The following is a 17439-nucleotide window of genomic DNA, read 5'->3' as shown; positions in this document are numbered from 1 at the left end:
GGGCTGTGCCGTCGCTCAGGCATTGTCCCCTTCGGTCGAGGTTCTATGGGGGGCTCCTGCCTGGCCTTTCAATCCCCATTTCCAGCCGCTTATTGCTGGCATGTCGTCGCCGTATTTCTCGATGTACTGCCTATGTTCGATCAGCTTTTCATGAATTGCCTGTTTGAAATAGGCCGCGCGCGCACCGAGTTGTGGCAGCCGGTCGATCACGTCCTCGACCAGATGGAAGCGGTCCATTTCATTCAGCACAACCATGTCGAACGGCGTCGTCGTCGTTCCCTCTTCCTTGTAGCCGCGCACGTGCAGACTGGCGTGGTTGGTGCGGCGGTAGGTGAGCCGGTGGATAAGCCATGGATAGCCATGGAAGGCGAAGATGATCGGCTTGTTCTTGGTGAAGAGAGCATCAAAATCGCGATCCGACAGGCCGTGCGGATGCTCGGATGGCGGTTGGAGCTTCATCAGGTTCACTACATTGATGACGCGGACTTTCAGCTCCGGAATATGCTCCCGTATCAGCTCGACTGCCGCGAGTGTCTCGAGCGTTGGAACGTCGCCACAACATGCCATCACGACGTCAGGCTCGGTGCCCTTGTCGTTGCTTGCCCATTCCCAGATACCAAGGCCCTCATTGCAATGCTTGATGGCCTGATCCATCGTGAGCCACTGCGGGGCAGGCTGCTTGCCGGCGACAACGACATTGACGTAGTTGCGGCTGCGCAGGCAGTGATCTGTTACCGAGAGAAGAGTATTGGCGTCCGGCGGCAGATATATCCGCACGACGTCCGCCTTCTTGTTGACCACATGGTCGATGAACCCCGGATCCTGGTGGCTGAAGCCATTGTGGTCCTGCCGCCAGACGTGGGAGCTCAGGAAGTAGTTGAGCGAGGCGATCGGTCGCCGCCATGGAATGTGGTTGCACACCTTCAGCCATTTGGCGTGCTGGTTGAACATCGAGTCGATAATGTGGATGAAGGCTTCATAGCAGGAAAAGAAGCCATGCCGGCCGGTCACCAGGTAGCCTTCCAGCCAGCCCTGGCATTGGTGCTCGCTGAGGACCTCCATCACCCGGCCGTCCGGCGCCAGATGATCATCATCCGGGTAGATATCCGCCATGTAGCAGCGATTGGTGACTTCCAGCACATCCTGCCAGCGGTTCGAGTTGTTTTCATCAGGGCTGAACAGGCGGAAGTTCTTGCTCTCCATGTTCATCTTCATGATATCCCGGAGAAACGCGCCCATCGTCCGCGCAGACTCGGCGATGGTTGCCCCAGGGCTCGGTACGGATACCGCATAATCCCGGAAGTCGGGCATCTTCAGGTCCCGCAGCAGCAAGCCGCCGTTGGCGTGGGGGTTGTCGCTCATTCGACGATGCCCTGCAGGGGCAAGCGCTGCAAGCTCCGGTTTGAACCGGCCACCGTCGTCGAACAGTTCCTCGGGGCGGTAGCTCTTCATCCATCCTTCGAGAATACGGATGTGCTCCGGCTTGTCCATGTCGCCCATCGGCACTTGGTGCGAGCGCCAATAGCCTTCGGATTTCTTGCCGTCTATCTCAGGCGGGCAGGTCCAGCCTTTGGGTGTGCGGAAAACGATCATCGGCCACATGGGACGTTTCACGTTGCCTCTGTCGCGGGCATCTGCCCAGATTTCCTGGATATCCGCCACTGCTGTATCAAGGACGCCAGCCAGTTGCTGGTGCACACCGGCAGGGTCGTCACCCTCGACGAAATATGGCGTGTAACCCATGCCTTCGAAAAATTTCCTCAGCTCGTCGCGGGGAATGCGGGCTAGAAAGCATGGATTGGCGATCTTGTAGCCGTTCAGGTGCAGGATAGGCAACACGCAACCATCGCGAGCAGGATTCAGGAACTTGTTGCTTTGCCAGCCTGTTGCAAGCGGCCCCGTCTCGGCTTCTCCGTCGCCGACAACGCAGGCGACAATCAGATCCGGATTGTCGAACGCCGCTCCGTAGGCGTGGCTGAGGGCATAGCCCAGTTCGCCGCCCTCGTGAATGCTGCCGGGTGTTTCGGGAGCAACGTGGCTCGGGATGCCGCCTGGAAAACTGAACTGTTTGAACAGCCTCTTCATGCCCTCCGTGTCTTGGCCAATGTTGGGATAGACTTCGCTGTAGGTGCCTTCGAGATAGGCGTGAGCGACCAATGATGGCCCGCCATGTCCCGGCCCGATGACGTAGATCATGTTGAGATCATCGCGTTTGATAACGCGATTGAGGTGGGCGTAAAGCATGTTCAAGCCTGGCGACGTGCCCCAGTGACCAAGCAGCCGCGGCTTTATGTGCTCGCGCTTTAGCGGTTCTTTCAGCAAAGGATTGTCGAGAAGATAGATCTGTCCGACCGACAGGTAGTTCGATGCCCGCCAATAGGCATCCATCGACTGTAATTCTTCCGCCGAAAGGGGACCGTCCGCTGCCATGCTCTTGTTTATAGAGACCTTTGCATCTCCTGCCGTCTTAAGCGAGACCATGGGTGCCTCCTCCTCTGAGCCCAGATTGCTGCGGTAAGATCTTCCAAGATGAGAATCGTCGAATTGGCTAGATGTCTAACATTCGAGCGAGCGATGCCCGGCTTGGCGGAGGGATGCTGGAGCAGGGGCATAGTCTGCGGTTCGAGCGGTATTAACCCGACCGCATGCAGCTCAGCTAAGGCACTGGCCGGCCGGCGTTCATGGCCGGTGGACTGTCATCCATGCCTCTGATTCAAGTAAATTTAGCCCTGCCGTCAAGTACGTTCCTCGTGCCAAGCCAACAGTATGCGAATAATCTAATATTCGCACAAAAAACATCCTAAGCACAGTTAAAAATCGAAAGCGCTGGAGATATGATCCGAGACGAAGCCATCGGCGAAGAGCTGGTCTCGTGATCGCAGATCCGATTCTGCCTGTCACGGACCATCCTCAGGATAATGCTCAACCACTTTTATCACGCCGCGGACATTCTCGGCCGCTACTCGCGCTGCCTTCCTGCACTCTGCTGTATCAACCTTTCCCCATAGGTGAGCGACACCGTCGATGACGGTCACGGTCATGTCTTTTCCTTCTAGGCCCGTATTTTCGCTGAGGCGGATCGATATGCTGCGACGGATGGCCTCGTCACCGGGCGCGGTTTCATCCTGGTGGGCCGTAACAATTGCTTTGAGAAGGTCCGCACGACTGACGATGCCGACCAGCGCGCCCTTTTTCATGACCGGAATTCGCTTGATGCCATGCTCCTGCATCAAACCAGAGACGTGGGCAAGAGACGCGTCTTCTTCCACGACCACAGGGTTGCGGCTCATGACGTCAGCCACCCTCCACGCGTTGCTCTTAACATAGGCCTTGGCTCTGTCCTCGGCGGAAAAAGCCTGACCTCCAAGGTCGGCAATGGCTCCACGCCCCAACTCCGTTCTCCGCAACAGATCGCCCTCGCTGATGATCCCGACGAGACGGCCTGCGTCGTCAATGACTGGAACACCACTTACGTGATTGGCGAGCATGATCTCAGCAGCCCGCCGGACGCTGTTGTCCGGCGAAACTCCAACCACTTTCTTCATCATCACATCTTTGACTAGCATCTCTGCACCACCTTCCCCCTCCAGGCACCGAGGAGCGGACAAAATAAACCTGTTGCAGGCCTTCGACAACCAGTTCACCGGTATTGCAGCGGCGATGCGTCAGGCTCCCTTTACCGTCCACGTCCACCCGCCATCCTCACCGAATTCCAAGACCGCGTCGTGGCAATCGCGCAAGGCGACGGTTTCGGCGTTGTTGATGACGGTGATCGAATTTTCAGAAAGCATCCGCATGATCTTGTGAAATCGCTCGGGACCGAGCGTCGTGTCGATTCGATCCAGGAAGGCGAACCGCGGCGCCGCGAGGTTGATATTGACGAGTGCCAGGAGTTGCTGCGCTTCCAGCGAAAGCAACATTTCCCAATCTTTCTCGACATGTAATCCGCCTGCCTGTTCAACGATCTGTCCGAGATTAAGCTCGCGCAGAAGCTGGATGATGTGCTCGTCCGGAATTTCATCGGCGCGCTCGTTTCGTACGAGTATCTGGCGCAGCGTACTGGCCGGCAGATAGGGCCGCTGAGGCAGGAAGAGTATCTCGCCGGAACCTGGATGAACGATGCGTCCGGACCCATTGAAGGAAACGCCGGCCGTCGCTCTGAACAGCGCGACGCGTGCAGCCTCAGCCGGTCCGGTGATCAGGACGCGCGTACCGGCAGGGATCGAGATCGACAACTCCTTGACGAGAGGGTGGCCGTCTGCCGATGACAGCAGGGTCAACTGCTCGTACGCCAGACGCCCTTCTTCCTCGACGATCTCGATACCTGACCTAACGGATCTTTGTGCCTGTTCGATGGCCTCCATCAGGGAGCTGAGCCGCGCGACGACCGCCGCGAAGCTAGAGAGGGACTGGAACTGGGTTATGATCAGCGAGAATGCACCCACAAGCATTGCGAAGGCTGCGCCGGATTGGGTGATGACGCCGAAATCGATATCCCCTCTCATATAGGCAGGGGCAATGAGCAGGGCAGGAATGATCTGGATCAGCCAGTTGTAGCCGGTGGTGAAGAATCCCACGTTGCGATTGATGGCGGTAATCTTGCGAAAGTTGGCTACCACCTCCTCCAGTCGCTGCGACAGGCGAAGGGCCTGCGGTTCTTCGTAGCGCGCCAGCATAATGGATTCAGCGTTTTCTCGCACTTGAATAAGGCCGGAGCGAAAGCTGGCCTCCTTGTCGAGCTGGTCGTAGTTTAGCTTGATGAGCGGTCGCCCGAGCGCAATCGTCAGGTACGAACCGCAAGCCGCATACATAATTGCGACGACAAACAGCAAGGGACTTATCGACCACAGCACACCGGAAAAGGCGACGATCGTGAGGCCGCTGTTGAGCACCATCAAGATGAAAGACAGCGTGGTGACGGTGAACGCACGCATGTCCTCGGCGATCCGCTGGTCGGGATAGGTGAGCTGTCCCGAGACGCCCAGATGATAGTAGGTTCCATCGGTGAGATAGAGATTGATGGCCCGCCGGGTCAAAAATTCCCGCCAGAGCAGCGCAAGTCGCTCTTCGGTGAACCGGGCGACGACTGCAACAACGGTGAATGCCGCAAAGACACCGATGTAAAATATCGCTTGCCGGATGAATTCAGCCATTTCGCGATTGGCGATCGCGGTCATGAAGTTACGGCCTACGTAGCTGTTGACAACGTTAAGGCTGCTAAGCGCCAAGAAAAGCGCCACGAGCCCGGCAAACATCATCCTAGCCTGTCTGCCGACTTCGGAAGTCATAAAGATCCTGACGGCCCGCACGAATCGAGCGGCGGTTACCTTGAACGGAATCTGTTGCGTGTCCATGGCATCCCCTCTGGCAGGCTCCAGTTATGAGGAGGAGCGGCCTCTTGGTTGTCGGGCAGCGCCAAAACCAAACGTCCCCGCAGGCCGTGCCGTGAAGATCTGCGGAATACTCTGACCGATATACTCCCTCAACCGGCGGCCTGCTCATACTTTCAGTGAAATCGTCAGCAACGAGATCACCACAAGGCGAGATCGGCCCTGTGTCGACAAGGTCACGCAAGCCTGTCCAGGCAGCGCAAGCCTCTAACGGCAGTCGTCACGGTTCAACCACGGCAATGTGCAGGTTTCGATCTGATCACGCCCCCGCAAACAAAGCTTACGACGAATAACAATCGGCTCCGAGGAAATTCGATGCCTTGTTTGCATTCGAATGGTGGAATCGGATTGCCAACCATGGCCAAATTCCAAAACCGAATAACGATCCATCGCTTGCTGTCTGAAGCCCTGGAAAGCGCAGTTCTGCGCTCCGTCTTGGGAGTGGCTATCTGTGACGATCGCTCCGCCTCTGAAGCACTCAAGCGGTTGCCCCTTCGATCAGCTCAAATCCGAGATCGACCACCTGGGAGGGCGAATTATTGACGACAAGCTGTGCGGCCACCTTTCCGGTCTCAACGCGCGGGGTGCGGATGGTCGAGAGCGGCTGCGGCGTTACCCGGCCGATATCGAGACCGTTATAGCCGAATATGGCAAGCTGTGAGGGGATCGAAATTCCCCTTGCGAGGCAATGAAAATAGCCGCCCAGCGCCATGTCGTCGTTCGAAAAATAAACGGCATCGAGATCTGCGCTTCGGGCGAGCAACTGTTCCAGCCCCAGCCTGCCGTTCTCCACGGATGATGCCCCTGCGAGAATCTCGCGATCGGCAAGGGTCGCATCGCCAGCGGCGAGGGCTTCGCAGAAGCCGGAAAACCGCTTGCCGGCGCGGGTGTCGCGGTTCAGGTCGTGACCGACATAACCGATGCGGCGATAGCCCCGCTTTAGCAGGAAGGCAGCACTTTGCCGTCCGGCAGCACGGTTGGAAAAGCCGACGGCCATGTCGAGAGCATCACCGTCCACGTCGAGCAGTTCCACGATCCGGCAACCGCTCGCGCGCAATCTCTTTATGGTACCGTCGGTGTGCTCGTATCCGGCCACCATGACTGCCGCCGGCCGCCAGGCGAGCATCGCAGCGGTCAGAGCTTCCTCCTTGTGCGGATCATAGTCGCTGACGGAAAACACCGCCTGGTATCGATTTTCCTCCAGAATGGTGCTTGCGCCTCTCAGGACGTCGGGAAAGACGATGTTTGATAGCGATGGGACAACGAAGGCAACAAGACGCGAACCGTTGGAGGCCAGAGTACCCGCGATCCGGTTCGGTACATAACCCAGCCGCTCTACCGCCGCCATGACCCGCTCGCGCGTCTTGTCGGAAAAGGAGCCGTGGTTGCGCAGCACGCGCGACACCGTGCTCTCGCCGACCCCGGCCGCTTCTGCGACCTCTGCAAGCGTTACTGTCGTCTGGTGTTTGAATTCCACAGTCATGCTTGAACCTGCGGCTGCCTCGTGCCGGACGATATCGGATTCTTTCGCCATTTTTCACTGCTTTCAGCAAGAAGCAAGTTTCTTCTTGGCAGCGCTGCCAATTTTGCTGTGGGCAGCGCTGCCAAAATGGGCTAAAGGAAATGGCAGCGCTGCCAATCTCACGGCCGGCGTACCGCGGAAGGAGATTTGCGGTAAACCTTTGGAGGAAATCATGACGCTGCAAACGCAGGCGCCAGTCGATGGCGTGTACCCCGCACAGGCGGTGGAGGATCGTGCATATGGAAAGGTATTCTGGCGAATAGTCCCTTTTTTGATGCTTTGCTACGTCGTCGCGTATCTCGACCGCGTCAATGTCGGCTTCGCGAAGCTTCAGATGGCGAGCGAACTCGGTCTATCGGAAGCGGCTTATGGCATCGGTGCAGGCATCTTCTTCATCGGGTATTTTCTTTTTGAAGTGCCCAGCAACGTCATCATGAACAAGGTTGGAGCGCGGGTTTGGATGGCCCGTATAATGGTCACCTGGGGCGTCGTTTCCGCCGCTTTCATGTTCACCTCGTCGGAGACCGTCTTCTATATCCTGCGTTTCCTTCTGGGCGTAGCCGAGGCAGGATTCTTCCCCGGTATTATCTTGTACCTGACGTCCTGGTATCCGGCCCATCGCCGCGCCAAGATCATCACCACGTTCATGTCCGCGATCCCGATATCTGCCATCTTCGGTAATCCGCTCTCGGGCCTGCTGATGGACAGCTTCCACGGAACGCACGGTCTTTCCGGCTGGCAATGGATGTTCCTCATCGAGGCCATTCCGGCCATTCTTTTCGGCGCAGCCACGTACTTCTATCTCGATGATACGATCCGGGCCGCCAAATGGCTGGACGAAGACGAAAAGGCGGTGCTGACGGCCAATATCGAAGCAGACAACCGGGCCAAGGTCTCAAGCCCCCACAGCATTGCCGCAACACTGACGGACCGCCGCGTCTGGCTGATGTGCCTTATCTATTTCTGCTTCGTGCTCGGGCAGTATGGACTGAATTTCTGGATGCCGTCCATTGTGAAGGCTTCGGGCGTAACCGGAAATCTGAATATCGGCCTCATTTCCGCGATCCCCTACATTTGCGCTTTCGTTGTCATGCTGGCGCTTGGACGCTCCTCCGACAGGCTGCGCGAACGGCGGTGGCACCTCGTCATTCCCGCGCTCATCGCGGCCGCCGGCTTTATCGCAGCAACGACGGCTACAAGCACGACAGTCGCCATAGCCTGCCTCTCGCTCGCCGCCGCAGGCGCAATCAGTTGCGCACCCCTCTTCTGGTCACTTCCAACGGCTTTTCTCGTCGGTACGGGTGCGGCCGCCGGCATTGCCTGGATTAATTCGGTCGGAAACCTCGCCGGATTTCTCGGGCCGTTTCTGGTGGGTTATCTGAAGGATCTCACCGGCAGCAACAGCGCCGGCATGTATTTCCTGGCCGCAGCGCTCATCGTCGGCTCGCTGGCGGTGCTGGCGGTTCCCAGAAAAACCGTCAATCGCTAAACTTTCCAGCTGCAGGCCCTTTCGAGATCTATGGCTTCAAGGAGCCGGGCCTGCGCTCAATTTCAATAACCTGGAGAATATCGCCATGGCATCGCATGTTGACAATCTGGGACAGACGGTCGCTGCCGTGATCGGCCTCGGCTCCATGGGGGCCGGCATGGCCCGGTCGATGAAGCGCGCGGGCCTCGACGTCGTCGGCTATGACATCGCGCCTGCCGCCATCGATCGCTTCGTCGCCGATGGCGGCCGGGGCGCGGCCTCGCCCGCCGAGGCGGTTCGGGGCGCTGACATCATCGTTTCTGTCGTCGTAAACGGCGCGCAGACCGGGGCCCTGTTGTTCGGTGCCGAAGGTGTCGCAAGCCTGGTAAAACCAGGGGCCGTATTCATTTCTTCTGCGACAATGGATCCGGCCGTTGCGAAAGACCTGGCACGCCAGGTGGAGGCCCTTGGCCTGCATTACCTCGACGCGCCAATTTCCGGCGGCGCGGCAAAAGCGTCGAGCGGCGAGCTGACGATCATGGCGTCCGGTTCCAGGCTTGCCTTCGAAGCGGCCCGCCCGGCCCTCGATGCCATGGCCGCCAAGGTCTATGAACTTGGCGATTCGGCTGGCACAGGGGCTGCCTTCAAGATGATCAACCAACTCCTTGCCGGCGTGCACATCGCCGCTGCGTGCGAAGCGATCGCCTTCGCTGCCAAGCAAGGCCTCGATCTCGATAAGGTCTACGAGGTGATCACGGCGTCGGCCGGCAATTCGTGGATGTTCGAAAACCGGATCCCGCATGTGCTGGCGGGAGACTACAGGCCGCTCAGCGCCATCGAGATTTTCGTCAAGGATCTCGGCATCGTTCAAGACATGGCGCGCTCGGAGCGTTATCCGGTGCCGTTGGTGGCGGCCGCCTTGCAGATGTACCTTGCGGCTTCAGGCGCCGGTATGGGCCGTGACGACGATTCCTCGCTTGCCCGGCTCTATGCCCAGCTCTCGGGTACGCATCTGCCTGGCGTAATCAAAGAGTCCCGATAAGGAGGTCGGTATGCCCATTTTCGCAGCCAACCTGACGATGATGTTTAACGAATGGTCGTTCCTCGATCGCTTCGATGCTGCAGCTGATGCCGGATTTTCCGCCGTCGAGTATCTTTTTCCCTATGAAGCCCCGCCAGAAGCGATCGCCGAACGGCTAAACCGCAACAATCTGCGGCAGGCATTGTTCAATCTGCCGCCGGGTGATTGGGCAGCAGGCGAGCGCGGTGTTGCAGCTGTTTCTGGGCGGTTCGACGATCTGAAGTCTGACGTGGAACGGGCACTGGACTATGCGGCGGCGACCGGCGTAAAGCGCTTGCATCTGATGGCAGGTCTTGCCGAGCCCTCTGATATGGAGGCTGCATCCTGCTACCGGCATTCCGTGGCCTACATTGCGGCGCGTCTCGGAGAGGACGGTATCGATCTGTTGATCGAGCCCATCAACGGACGAAACATGCCGGGATATTTCCTCAATGATTTCGGTGCGGCTGAGCGGCTAATCACCGACCTCGGCCTGCCCAATCTAAAGCTTCAGTTCGACGTCTATCACCGCCAGATCTTGCATGGCGACGTGGTCATGGGATTGCGCCGCCTGCTGCCGATGACCGGCCATATCCAGGTCGCCAGCGTGCCGTCGCGCAATGAGCCGGACGGCGAGGAGCTGAACTACCCCTATCTCTTCGAGGAAATCGACCGGCTCGGTTACGTCGGCTTTGTAGGCTGTGAATATATCCCCCGGGGCCAGACGCTGGACGGCCTCGACTGGTTCAGACCTTTTGCCCGGAGGTAGCAGATGACCATTCTGCTTGGATCGATCGCCGACGATTACACCGGCGCGTCAGACCTTGCCAACACGCTGACGAAGAACGGTCTGCGAACCGTGCAGACCGTCGGCATTCCCGACCCGTCGCTGGCGCTGCCGGATGTCGACGCGGTCGTCGTCTCCATGAAAATTCGCTCCGTCGCAGCCGCTGACGCCGTTGCTGCGGCGACACGGGCCGAACGATGGCTGCGCGAGCGCGGGGCGGTCCATGTCCTTTACAAGATCTGCTCGACCTTCGATTCGACTGATGCCGGCAATATCGGTCCGGTGACGGAGGCGCTGAGCCATGCTGCCGGCGGCGGCACGGTGCTGGTTACACCCGCCTTCCCCGAAACGGGGCGCACCGTCTATCTCGGTCACCTCTTTGTCGACGGGAAACCGCTGAACGAGAGCCCGCTAAAGGATCACCCCCTCAATCCAATGCATGATGCCAACCTGGTGCGCGTCATGGCCCGGCAATCGCGCGGTGGGGTCGATACAGTCGACCTGGCAACGGTTTCGGCTGGAGCCGGTGCGGTAAAGGCGCGGCTTGAGGCCATTCGCGCCGAGGGCGCGACCGCCGCGATCGCGGATGCGATCTGCGAACAGGATCTTGAAACGCTCGGCGAGGTGGCGCTCCAAGCACCGGTGTCGACCGGCGCATCGGGCCTTGGTCTTGGTCTCGCCCGTGCCCTTATGCGCTCGGGCCGGGTAGGTTGCGCCACCGCAGCAACTGCTGACGCCATGCGCCCGGTGGGCGGGCTTGCCGCCATCGTTGCCGGAAGCTGCTCCAGCGCGACGCTCCGGCAGCTGGAGGTTGCCGAAAGGTCGTTGCCCGTTCTGCGGCTCGACACGGAAAAACTGCTCGCCGGCCCAGACGAGATTTCCGCCGCGATCTCCTGGGCCGGGAACCGCATTTCCGCCGGCCCCGTCGTCGTCGCAGCGAGCGCGTCGCCCCAAACCGTTGCCCGGCTGCAATCGCAGTACGGACGGGACGCCTCGGGCCACGCTATCGAAACCGCGACGTCGATCATTGCTGAGGAACTGATGACAAGAGGCGTGCGGCGCCTGGTGATCGCCGGCGGCGAAACCTCCGGCGCAGCGGTCGACAGGCTCGCCATTCCAGCATTTCTGATCGGCCTGGAAATCGCGCCTGGCGTACCGGTGCTGCGAACGGTCGGAAATAAGCAGGGCGACATGCTCCTGGCCCTGAAATCCGGAAACTTCGGAGGCGAGGATTTCTTCACCTCCGCGCTGGCAATGATGCACTGACGTTTCAGGTGCGAAAATACGGGTTGGGAGATAAATGCCCTTCCGATCAAAAATGGACGAGTTCGCCCCAGAACCACTTCCTGGCCGAACTCCGCGCGGCTTTTCTGTCGAGCGTATATCTCCGTTTTCATGTGTGCGGGCCTGGCTTGAAAGTTCCCGTTGCCCCCTTGCGGAGCTTTTTTTTAAGCGCCGCGTCTAACTCGCCTGACGCAAGGAGCGCTTGGTCATCAGGTCGAGAACTTTTAACGAAGCAGTACTTGGAGGTTGCAATCATAGTCCCGCATTGAAGCGTACCTAGACCGACGTATAAGTCGTCCCTTCCTCGTTGGTATCTGATTCTTCCTCCTGTTCAATAGGCAGGCCGGACAACGTGCTGTTACCGTTAGCCTACATTCTGCCCCACCGGGCCGTTTTCCAAGACGCCATAAATGGACGGGCGGCACATCGTGGAGGCGGAGCCGCCCGAAAAGACAAAGAACGCTACTTCGCAGCGGCTCAATTTTTCGAAGGGCTTCAGAACCGAAGCTGGTTCAATTCACCATCGAGGTGCGAATCATGAGCAAGGCAGCAGCTATTCTCTTTCCATTCGTGATCGCAGCCCCGGCAGTGGCGCATGATGCGACGCCAACGGCGGCGCAGCCGCACGGATGGACATATCCATTTTCGTGCTGCAGTGGGATGGATTGCCGCGAGATCCGCGATCAAGGGGTTCTCGAGGGCCCCCGCGGATATGTCATCAAGCTCACCGGCGAACTCATAACGCCACGGGATACTCGCATCAAGAACAGTCCGGACGGGCAGTTTCACCAATGCACGGTGGCCGGCGAGCCCACGGGTCGCACCATTTGCCTGTTCGTTCCTCCGCGCTCCTTCTAAGGATGGTCACCATGACGCAAGACCTCAACCGCATCGAAATCGACCTGCAGCGCATGTCAGAAGGCTGGACGATGCCATCAGGTAATCCGATCCAGATGCCGCCAGACTATCCAGCAGTGCCGAATCTGGATCCTGAAGCTCATTTGATGACGTTTTCCGTCATGCCGCGCGAAACGATCTTGTCTCTAAAGGGGCGAGCGCTGCAATCGCGGGCATCTCAATTTACCCTGTACGTTACCGGGACGCGGTTCGGTCTTTTGTGCTACTCGCTCGGGCTTGTCCGTCTTGTAGAGGCCTTCGAGGAGCTTTGCCCTACGCAGCATTCGGTGACAATACATTAAGGTCGGGTGGTGCCTTTCAGGGATTCTCTCATCTGGATTGGCCGGCTAGGAGCCTTGCGGCTTTCCTGGCCCCAGCTTCAGCTTGTCCGCCATGAGGGCGAGTTCGGGCAGGGACTTGGCACGCATCTTCTGCATAACCTGGCTACGATGTACCTTTACCGTAATTTCACTCACGCCTAGATCGGCGGCAATCTGTTTGTTCAGCCGTCCGATCACCACCAAAGCCATCACCTCGCGCTCCCGTGGGGTCAGGCTCTCAAAATTCGCACGCAAGGTCGCCAACGCTTTTTCATTCTCAATCCAAGCACGGTCGCGCGCCAGACCCACATGAACGGCATCGAGTAGATCCTGCTCGCGGAACGGTTTCGTCAAGAACTCAATCGCCCCCCCTTTCATCGCTTGCACGGACATGGGAATGTCGCCATGCCCGGTGATGAAGACGATCGGGAGCTGAATGTTTCTCCGCGACAACTCTCGTTGAAATTCAAGACCGCTTTGTCCCGGCAGCCGGACATCCAGCACGAGGCAGGTCGGCCCGTGCGGTCGTTCGGACTTGAGGAAGTCGTCCACAGAGGAAAGGAGCTTCACGTCAAAACCGACGGATCGCAGCAGGCTGCCGAGCGCCTCGCGGATCGCCGGATCATCATCGATGACGATGGCGGTTTCTCGCACATCCGTCATGTCAGCGGCCCTCGGAGGAAGGCAGCTCTTGCGGACACGAGAGGTCTGCACCCGCTGTTGCGGCATCGGGGCAAGCCCAACCGACAGAGTGGCGATGCCGCAATGAGAACACTCCCCTCTCTCCTCAGCCGGTGCCGAACCGAAGCTTTCTCGCACATCAGAATGCGCCCTAATTCCCTTAGCGACAAGGCCAGTTGCGATAGGATCGATCGGCCCGCTATGGCGTTGCACCTCCTGCCATTGCCGGCACGCCCAACCGGCAACCAGCGGGACCAAAAACTTGGCGGCCCTGCACTTTGCGACGACAGGTCTTAAGCAATCTATACCATCGTATAGCCCCCAGTGACTTTGTCGCCCCTGCAGGCTGCTGTATCTTGCAAGCCGCGACCACACACTTCTGCAAAACGCCTATCGCGAATTTGGAGGCGGCAGTGCCAACGAAAAAGCCTCTCATTGCGATCGTCGATGATGACCAGTCGATGCGCGAGGCTACCAAGGGACTCATGAGGTCGCTGGGATTTGACGCCGAGGCTTTTTCATCCGCCGATGATTTCTTGAGGTTTCCGCATCTGCACCGCACGGCCTGCCTGGTAACGGACATCCATATGTCCGGAATGAACGGGCTTGATCTGCACCGGAGCCTTGTCGCGTTGGGCAAGAGCATTCCGACCGTTCTGATCACTGCCTATCCGAATGAGAATGCGCACAGGCGTGGGTTGGGTCCCGACATTGTCGGCTACCTGGCAAAACCGTTTGGAGAGCAGGATCTGCTGAAGTGCATCGGTTCTGCGCTGGCCCGTGGTACCGACCGGCAAGACCGATGAGGGGGCGGCTGACGCCAGGCATCGGCACGTCGAAGTGATGCATGTCGCAAGACCCGCCACCTCACACTGCCGGCGCTGGGCCGGGATGCTCGCCAGGAGCATTCTCGGCCGGAGCCGAAGGCAAGGTGAATTGAAACACAGCCCCCCAAGGATCGTTCGTCCGGGCCCACAGTCGCCCCCCGTGCGCCTCGATGATCGACCGGCAAATGGCCAAGCCCATGCCCAGACCCTCTGCCTTCGTCGTGAAAAACGCTTCGAACACCCGCTCCACACTCTGCGGCTCCAAGCCGACACCGGTGTCGTGCACTTCGACCAGTGCGGCCTCGGATGCGTCGAGGCGGGACCTGATCAGCAGTACGCGTGGTCGGTCTGCGATCGTCTTCATCGCCTCCATGCCGTTCATCACCAGGTTGAGGATTACCTGCTGCAACTGCACCCGGTCGCCCGCAACGTGCGGAAGGTCGTGCGCCAACTCGGTCCGCAGCAGGATCCGATGGCGGCGTACCTCGCCTTGGACGAGAGCTACTGAATCTTCGACAAGGCCGTTCAGGTCCACCTGCGCCGTGACAGTGACTGTCTTCTTCAGGAGCGCGCGCACCCGGCCGATGACTTCGCCGGCACGATGCCCGTCACGGACGATGCGCTCCACCGTCTCCCGCGCCTCGTCGAGGTTGGGGGGCTCGCTGGCGAGCCAGTGGAGGGCGGCATTGGCGTTGGTGACCACGGCGGCCAGCGGCTGGTTGACCTCATGGGCGATGGAGGAGGTCAGGGCGCCCATCGTGGTCACGCGCGCGACATGCGCGAGCTCGGCCTGCGCCTTCTGCAGGGCCTCCTCGGCCCTCTTGCGATCTTCAATGTCGACGAGAAACCCGTACCATTTAGCAATGTTTCCGTGCTCGTCGCGCAGCGGCACGGCATTTTCGAACCACCAGCGGTATTCGCCGTCAGCTGCCCGACGGATCCGCACTTCAACCTCGAACGGGTGGCCAGTGGCCAAGGAGGCATGCCACCTGGACATATAATGCTCAAGATCTTCGGGGTGAAATCGGGCTTCGGCGTCCCAGCTCGCTCCTGCCGTTGCGTCCAGGGACAAGCCTGTGAACTCCTGCCAACGCCGATTGATGAAATCGACACGGCCGTCGGGCAGGGCCGTCCACACCATCGCCGGAACTGTCTCGATGACCTCGCGAAGCTCTTCCTCACTCCGCCGGGCAGCCTCTTCGGCGCGCTTGCGCTCGGTGATGTCCTCGCACACGATGAGGATGACAGGTCGCTTCTTGATCACCATCGCTCGGCCCGTCTCGCGAACCCACAGCATCGAGCCGTCCTTGCGTATCTTGCGCAGTTCCCAGCTCATGGCCCGGCCAAGATGTTCGAGACAGGCGGCTGCATGCCTCTGGACGGCATCTCGGTCCTCCTCGTGAAAGATGTCCTTTACGGGTCGGTCGATCAGTTCGTCGACGGTGTAACCCAGCTGCTGCGCGCCAAAGGGATTTACGGACACGACGGTGCCGCTTGCGTCCACCATGAAGTACATCGTCGGATTGTTCTCGAATACGGCTCTCCACTGCTCCTCGCTGTCCCGCAGCGCCTCTTCGACCCGCTTGCGCTCGGTAACGTCCTGGATCGTACCGAACATGCTGTGCGGCCGACCCGACCCGTCCCTTGTAAGATCGCCCTGGCTGTGAACGATGCGCAGCTCGCCGCCGGGCCGGACGATGCGGTACTCCAGGTCGTAGCGAGATTCGCCGCGCATGGCCTCCGCCGCTGCCTGGCTCCAGATCGACCGATCCTCCGGGTGGATCCGCTCAACCGCTTCGGCAACACTGACGACCGTGCCTGCGCGCGGCGTCAACCCAAAGATGCGGTATGTCTCGTCCGACCAGGTAAGACAGTCTGTGTCGAGGTCACGCTCCCAATAGCCGACATGGGCGACGCGTTGCGCTTCTGCAAAGTTGGCCTCGCTTCGACGCAGACCCTCCAACGTCTCCTTGAGACGGAAGGTCATGAGAGCGAACGCCTGGGCAAGCAGGCCGACCTCATCGTTTCTACGGACCTTGGGCACTTCCCGCCATTCGCCGTTTGCAATCGCGTGGGCGGCCTGCGTCAAGGCGGTCAGCGGCCGCAGCGTGCGTCCGACGAGCCCCAGTCCGAGGACCCCGAAGACAGCGACGATGACTGTGCCGACGCCTATCGACAGATAGGCCGCACGGTATACAGGCGTCAGAAAATCCGAGGCTGGCACCGCTGAGATGATTGTCCAGTCAAGTGCGCCGGGGGCCTCAGCGCGATCGACCGCCGCATAGATCCTGCCCCCCTCAGGGTCACTGAAGGAAAACACGCGCGGTCCAGGTGACGAAGACCCGGCTACCCCCGGGTACCTTCGAAGGTAGCGGGCAGTTTCGCGGACGATGGGATCGGTCGCCTCTGATGCCTGAAGGCGCAGGTGCGCGCCGTCAGCGCCGATAGTGACGGGCGCCACTCCTCCCGACGCGCCAATCAGATGTCCTGTGGCGTCCATGATGAAGGCCCTGCCGTTGTCGCCGATTTCGAGCGTCTGCAAGAACCTGGAAAGATTAGTCAGGATGAGATCGATCCCGCACACCCCAACGAAGTTGCGGTTCTTGTTGAAGACCGGGAGGGAGAGCGAGATGCCCAAGATCGGCTCGCCTACACCGAGATAGGGCTCGGTCCAATAGCGCTTGCCCGTCTCCTTGGCCCTGGCGTACCAGATCCTCCCGCGTGCGTCGAACGCGCCTTCTGACTTCCGCAAACGGCCGATCCTGCCGCTTGGCAGTGCTTCGAACTCGCGCACGACGTTTGCGCGAAATTCATCGGTCATCAGAAACACGACGCTTGAATCTGCCAGTCGCCCGACCGAAACGATCCCGCCGGCCTCGTTGCCGAAAAACATCCAGTCGACGTCGGGTTCTTCAGCCAGCAACGTATGGAGCTCCTGTGCGACAGCATGTGGGTCGCCGGGTGACAGGTCGTGACGAGCAAGACCATTGGCCAAGCGGGACACCGCCTTGTCGGCGGCGCGCACCAAATGATCAACGTCGCGATGCACGGCATGCGTCACCTCTCGGATCAGCCGCTCGGACATGATCGAGACGATGACGTTTCCCGTCCAGATCCATAGACCGGCCAGGACCAGACTTAGAACGAGTACGACGCCGGCAACGGCGAGGATTAAATGGTTCCGTAACATGATCGCCGAGTGC

General features: G+C 59.6%; 13 protein-coding genes. 7 read left to right on the top strand and 6 right to left on the bottom strand.

The annotated features are described in order from the left end of the window. Nucleotides 1–15: 15 nt before the first annotated feature. The 4 genes from EV130_RS28910 to EV130_RS28895 form a co-directional block, all read right to left on the bottom strand. On the bottom strand, nt 16–2481 hold the full coding sequence (locus tag EV130_RS28910; protein ID WP_132553967.1) for a phosphoketolase family protein: 2466 nt from the start codon (nt 2479–2481) through the stop codon (nt 16–18). 416 nt (nt 2482–2897) lie between these two features. Beyond that, nucleotides 2898–3566 carry a CBS domain-containing protein gene (locus tag EV130_RS28905; protein WP_132662408.1) on the bottom strand — a complete coding sequence of 223 codons (669 nt, stop codon included), beginning with the start codon at nt 3564–3566 and terminating at the stop codon, nt 2898–2900. A gap of 99 nt (nt 3567–3665) precedes the next feature. Next, nucleotides 3666–5354 (bottom strand): ABC transporter ATP-binding protein/permease, encoded by a 1689-nt coding sequence (locus EV130_RS28900; protein ID WP_132662406.1) that lies wholly within the window; start codon nt 5352–5354, stop codon nt 3666–3668. A 514-nt stretch (nt 5355–5868) separates the two neighbouring features. Further along, entirely contained in the window at nt 5869–6867 is a 999-nt protein-coding gene (locus tag EV130_RS28895) for a LacI family DNA-binding transcriptional regulator (protein ID WP_165918590.1), read from the bottom strand. Nucleotides 6868–7084: 217 nt separating this feature from the next. On the opposite strand from EV130_RS28895, the gene EV130_RS28890 reads away from it, so the two are divergent. From EV130_RS28890 to EV130_RS28865, 6 genes are all read left to right on the top strand, one after another. Next, nucleotides 7085–8401, top strand: a complete 1317-nt coding sequence (locus tag EV130_RS28890) for an MFS transporter (protein WP_132662404.1) — start codon at nt 7085–7087, stop codon at nt 8399–8401. Nucleotides 8402–8486: 85 nt separating this feature from the next. Further along, on the top strand, nt 8487–9422 hold the full coding sequence (ltnD, locus tag EV130_RS28885; protein ID WP_074062601.1) for an L-threonate dehydrogenase: 936 nt from the start codon (nt 8487–8489) through the stop codon (nt 9420–9422). A gap of 10 nt (nt 9423–9432) precedes the next feature. Next, the gene (otnI, locus tag EV130_RS28880) at nt 9433–10209 is read left to right on the top strand and encodes a 2-oxo-tetronate isomerase (protein ID WP_074062600.1); all 777 of its coding nucleotides are present in this window, start codon (nt 9433–9435) and stop codon (nt 10207–10209) included. Nucleotides 10210–10212: 3 nt separating this feature from the next. Continuing rightward, complete coding sequence (gene otnK / locus EV130_RS28875) at nt 10213–11493, top strand: 3-oxo-tetronate kinase (protein WP_132662402.1); 1281 nt, start codon at nt 10213–10215, stop codon at nt 11491–11493. 555 nt (nt 11494–12048) lie between these two features. Further along, nucleotides 12049–12369: a hypothetical protein gene (locus EV130_RS28870; RefSeq protein ID WP_074062598.1), complete on the top strand. Its 321-nt coding sequence runs from the start codon at nt 12049–12051 to the stop codon at nt 12367–12369. Nucleotides 12370–12380: 11 nt separating this feature from the next. Continuing rightward, nucleotides 12381–12710, top strand: a complete 330-nt coding sequence (locus EV130_RS28865; RefSeq protein WP_074062597.1) for a hypothetical protein — start codon at nt 12381–12383, stop codon at nt 12708–12710. A gap of 45 nt (nt 12711–12755) precedes the next feature. Here EV130_RS28865 and EV130_RS28860 read toward each other — a convergent pair whose 3' ends face one another. Beyond that, entirely contained in the window at nt 12756–13391 is a 636-nt protein-coding gene (locus EV130_RS28860; protein ID WP_074062596.1) for a response regulator transcription factor, read from the bottom strand. A gap of 431 nt (nt 13392–13822) precedes the next feature. On the opposite strand from EV130_RS28860, the gene EV130_RS28855 reads away from it, so the two are divergent. Beyond that, entirely contained in the window at nt 13823–14215 is a 393-nt protein-coding gene (locus EV130_RS28855) for a response regulator transcription factor (protein WP_074063340.1), read from the top strand. A 61-nt stretch (nt 14216–14276) separates the two neighbouring features. Here the strand turns inward: EV130_RS28855 and EV130_RS28850 are convergent, their stop codons facing one another. Then, complete coding sequence (locus EV130_RS28850) at nt 14277–17426, bottom strand: PAS domain S-box protein (protein ID WP_132662400.1); 3150 nt, start codon at nt 17424–17426, stop codon at nt 14277–14279. Nucleotides 17427–17439 lie beyond the last annotated feature (13 nt).

The organism is Rhizobium azibense (assembly GCF_004342325.1).
GTDB lineage: Bacteria > Pseudomonadota > Alphaproteobacteria > Rhizobiales > Rhizobiaceae > Rhizobium > Rhizobium etli_B.
The sequence above is the reverse complement of the archived record's forward strand: the minus strand, read 5'-3'. Positions and strand labels throughout refer to the sequence as shown.

Excerpts from the sequence above, each read along its gene's own strand:
- otnI (WP_074062600.1), top strand. The coding sequence starts at position 9,433 with ATGCCCATTTTCGCAGCCAACCTGACGATGATGTTTAACGAATGGTCG.
- EV130_RS28865 (WP_074062597.1), top strand. The coding sequence starts at position 12,381 with ATGACGCAAGACCTCAACCGCATCGAAATCGACCTGCAGCGCATGTCA.
- EV130_RS28905 (WP_132662408.1), bottom strand. The coding sequence starts at position 3,566 with ATGCTAGTCAAAGATGTGATGATGAAGAAAGTGGTTGGAGTTTCGCCG.
- otnK (WP_132662402.1), top strand. The coding sequence starts at position 10,213 with ATGACCATTCTGCTTGGATCGATCGCCGACGATTACACCGGCGCGTCA.
- EV130_RS28890 (WP_132662404.1), top strand. The coding sequence starts at position 7,085 with ATGACGCTGCAAACGCAGGCGCCAGTCGATGGCGTGTACCCCGCACAG.
- EV130_RS28870 (WP_074062598.1), top strand. The coding sequence starts at position 12,049 with ATGAGCAAGGCAGCAGCTATTCTCTTTCCATTCGTGATCGCAGCCCCG.
- ltnD (WP_074062601.1), top strand. The coding sequence starts at position 8,487 with ATGGCATCGCATGTTGACAATCTGGGACAGACGGTCGCTGCCGTGATC.
- EV130_RS28850 (WP_132662400.1), bottom strand. The coding sequence starts at position 17,426 with ATGTTACGGAACCATTTAATCCTCGCCGTTGCCGGCGTCGTACTCGTT.
- EV130_RS28860 (WP_074062596.1), bottom strand. The coding sequence starts at position 13,391 with ATGACGGATGTGCGAGAAACCGCCATCGTCATCGATGATGATCCGGCG.
- EV130_RS28910 (WP_132553967.1), bottom strand. The coding sequence starts at position 2,481 with ATGGTCTCGCTTAAGACGGCAGGAGATGCAAAGGTCTCTATAAACAAG.
- EV130_RS28900 (WP_132662406.1), bottom strand. The coding sequence starts at position 5,354 with ATGGACACGCAACAGATTCCGTTCAAGGTAACCGCCGCTCGATTCGTG.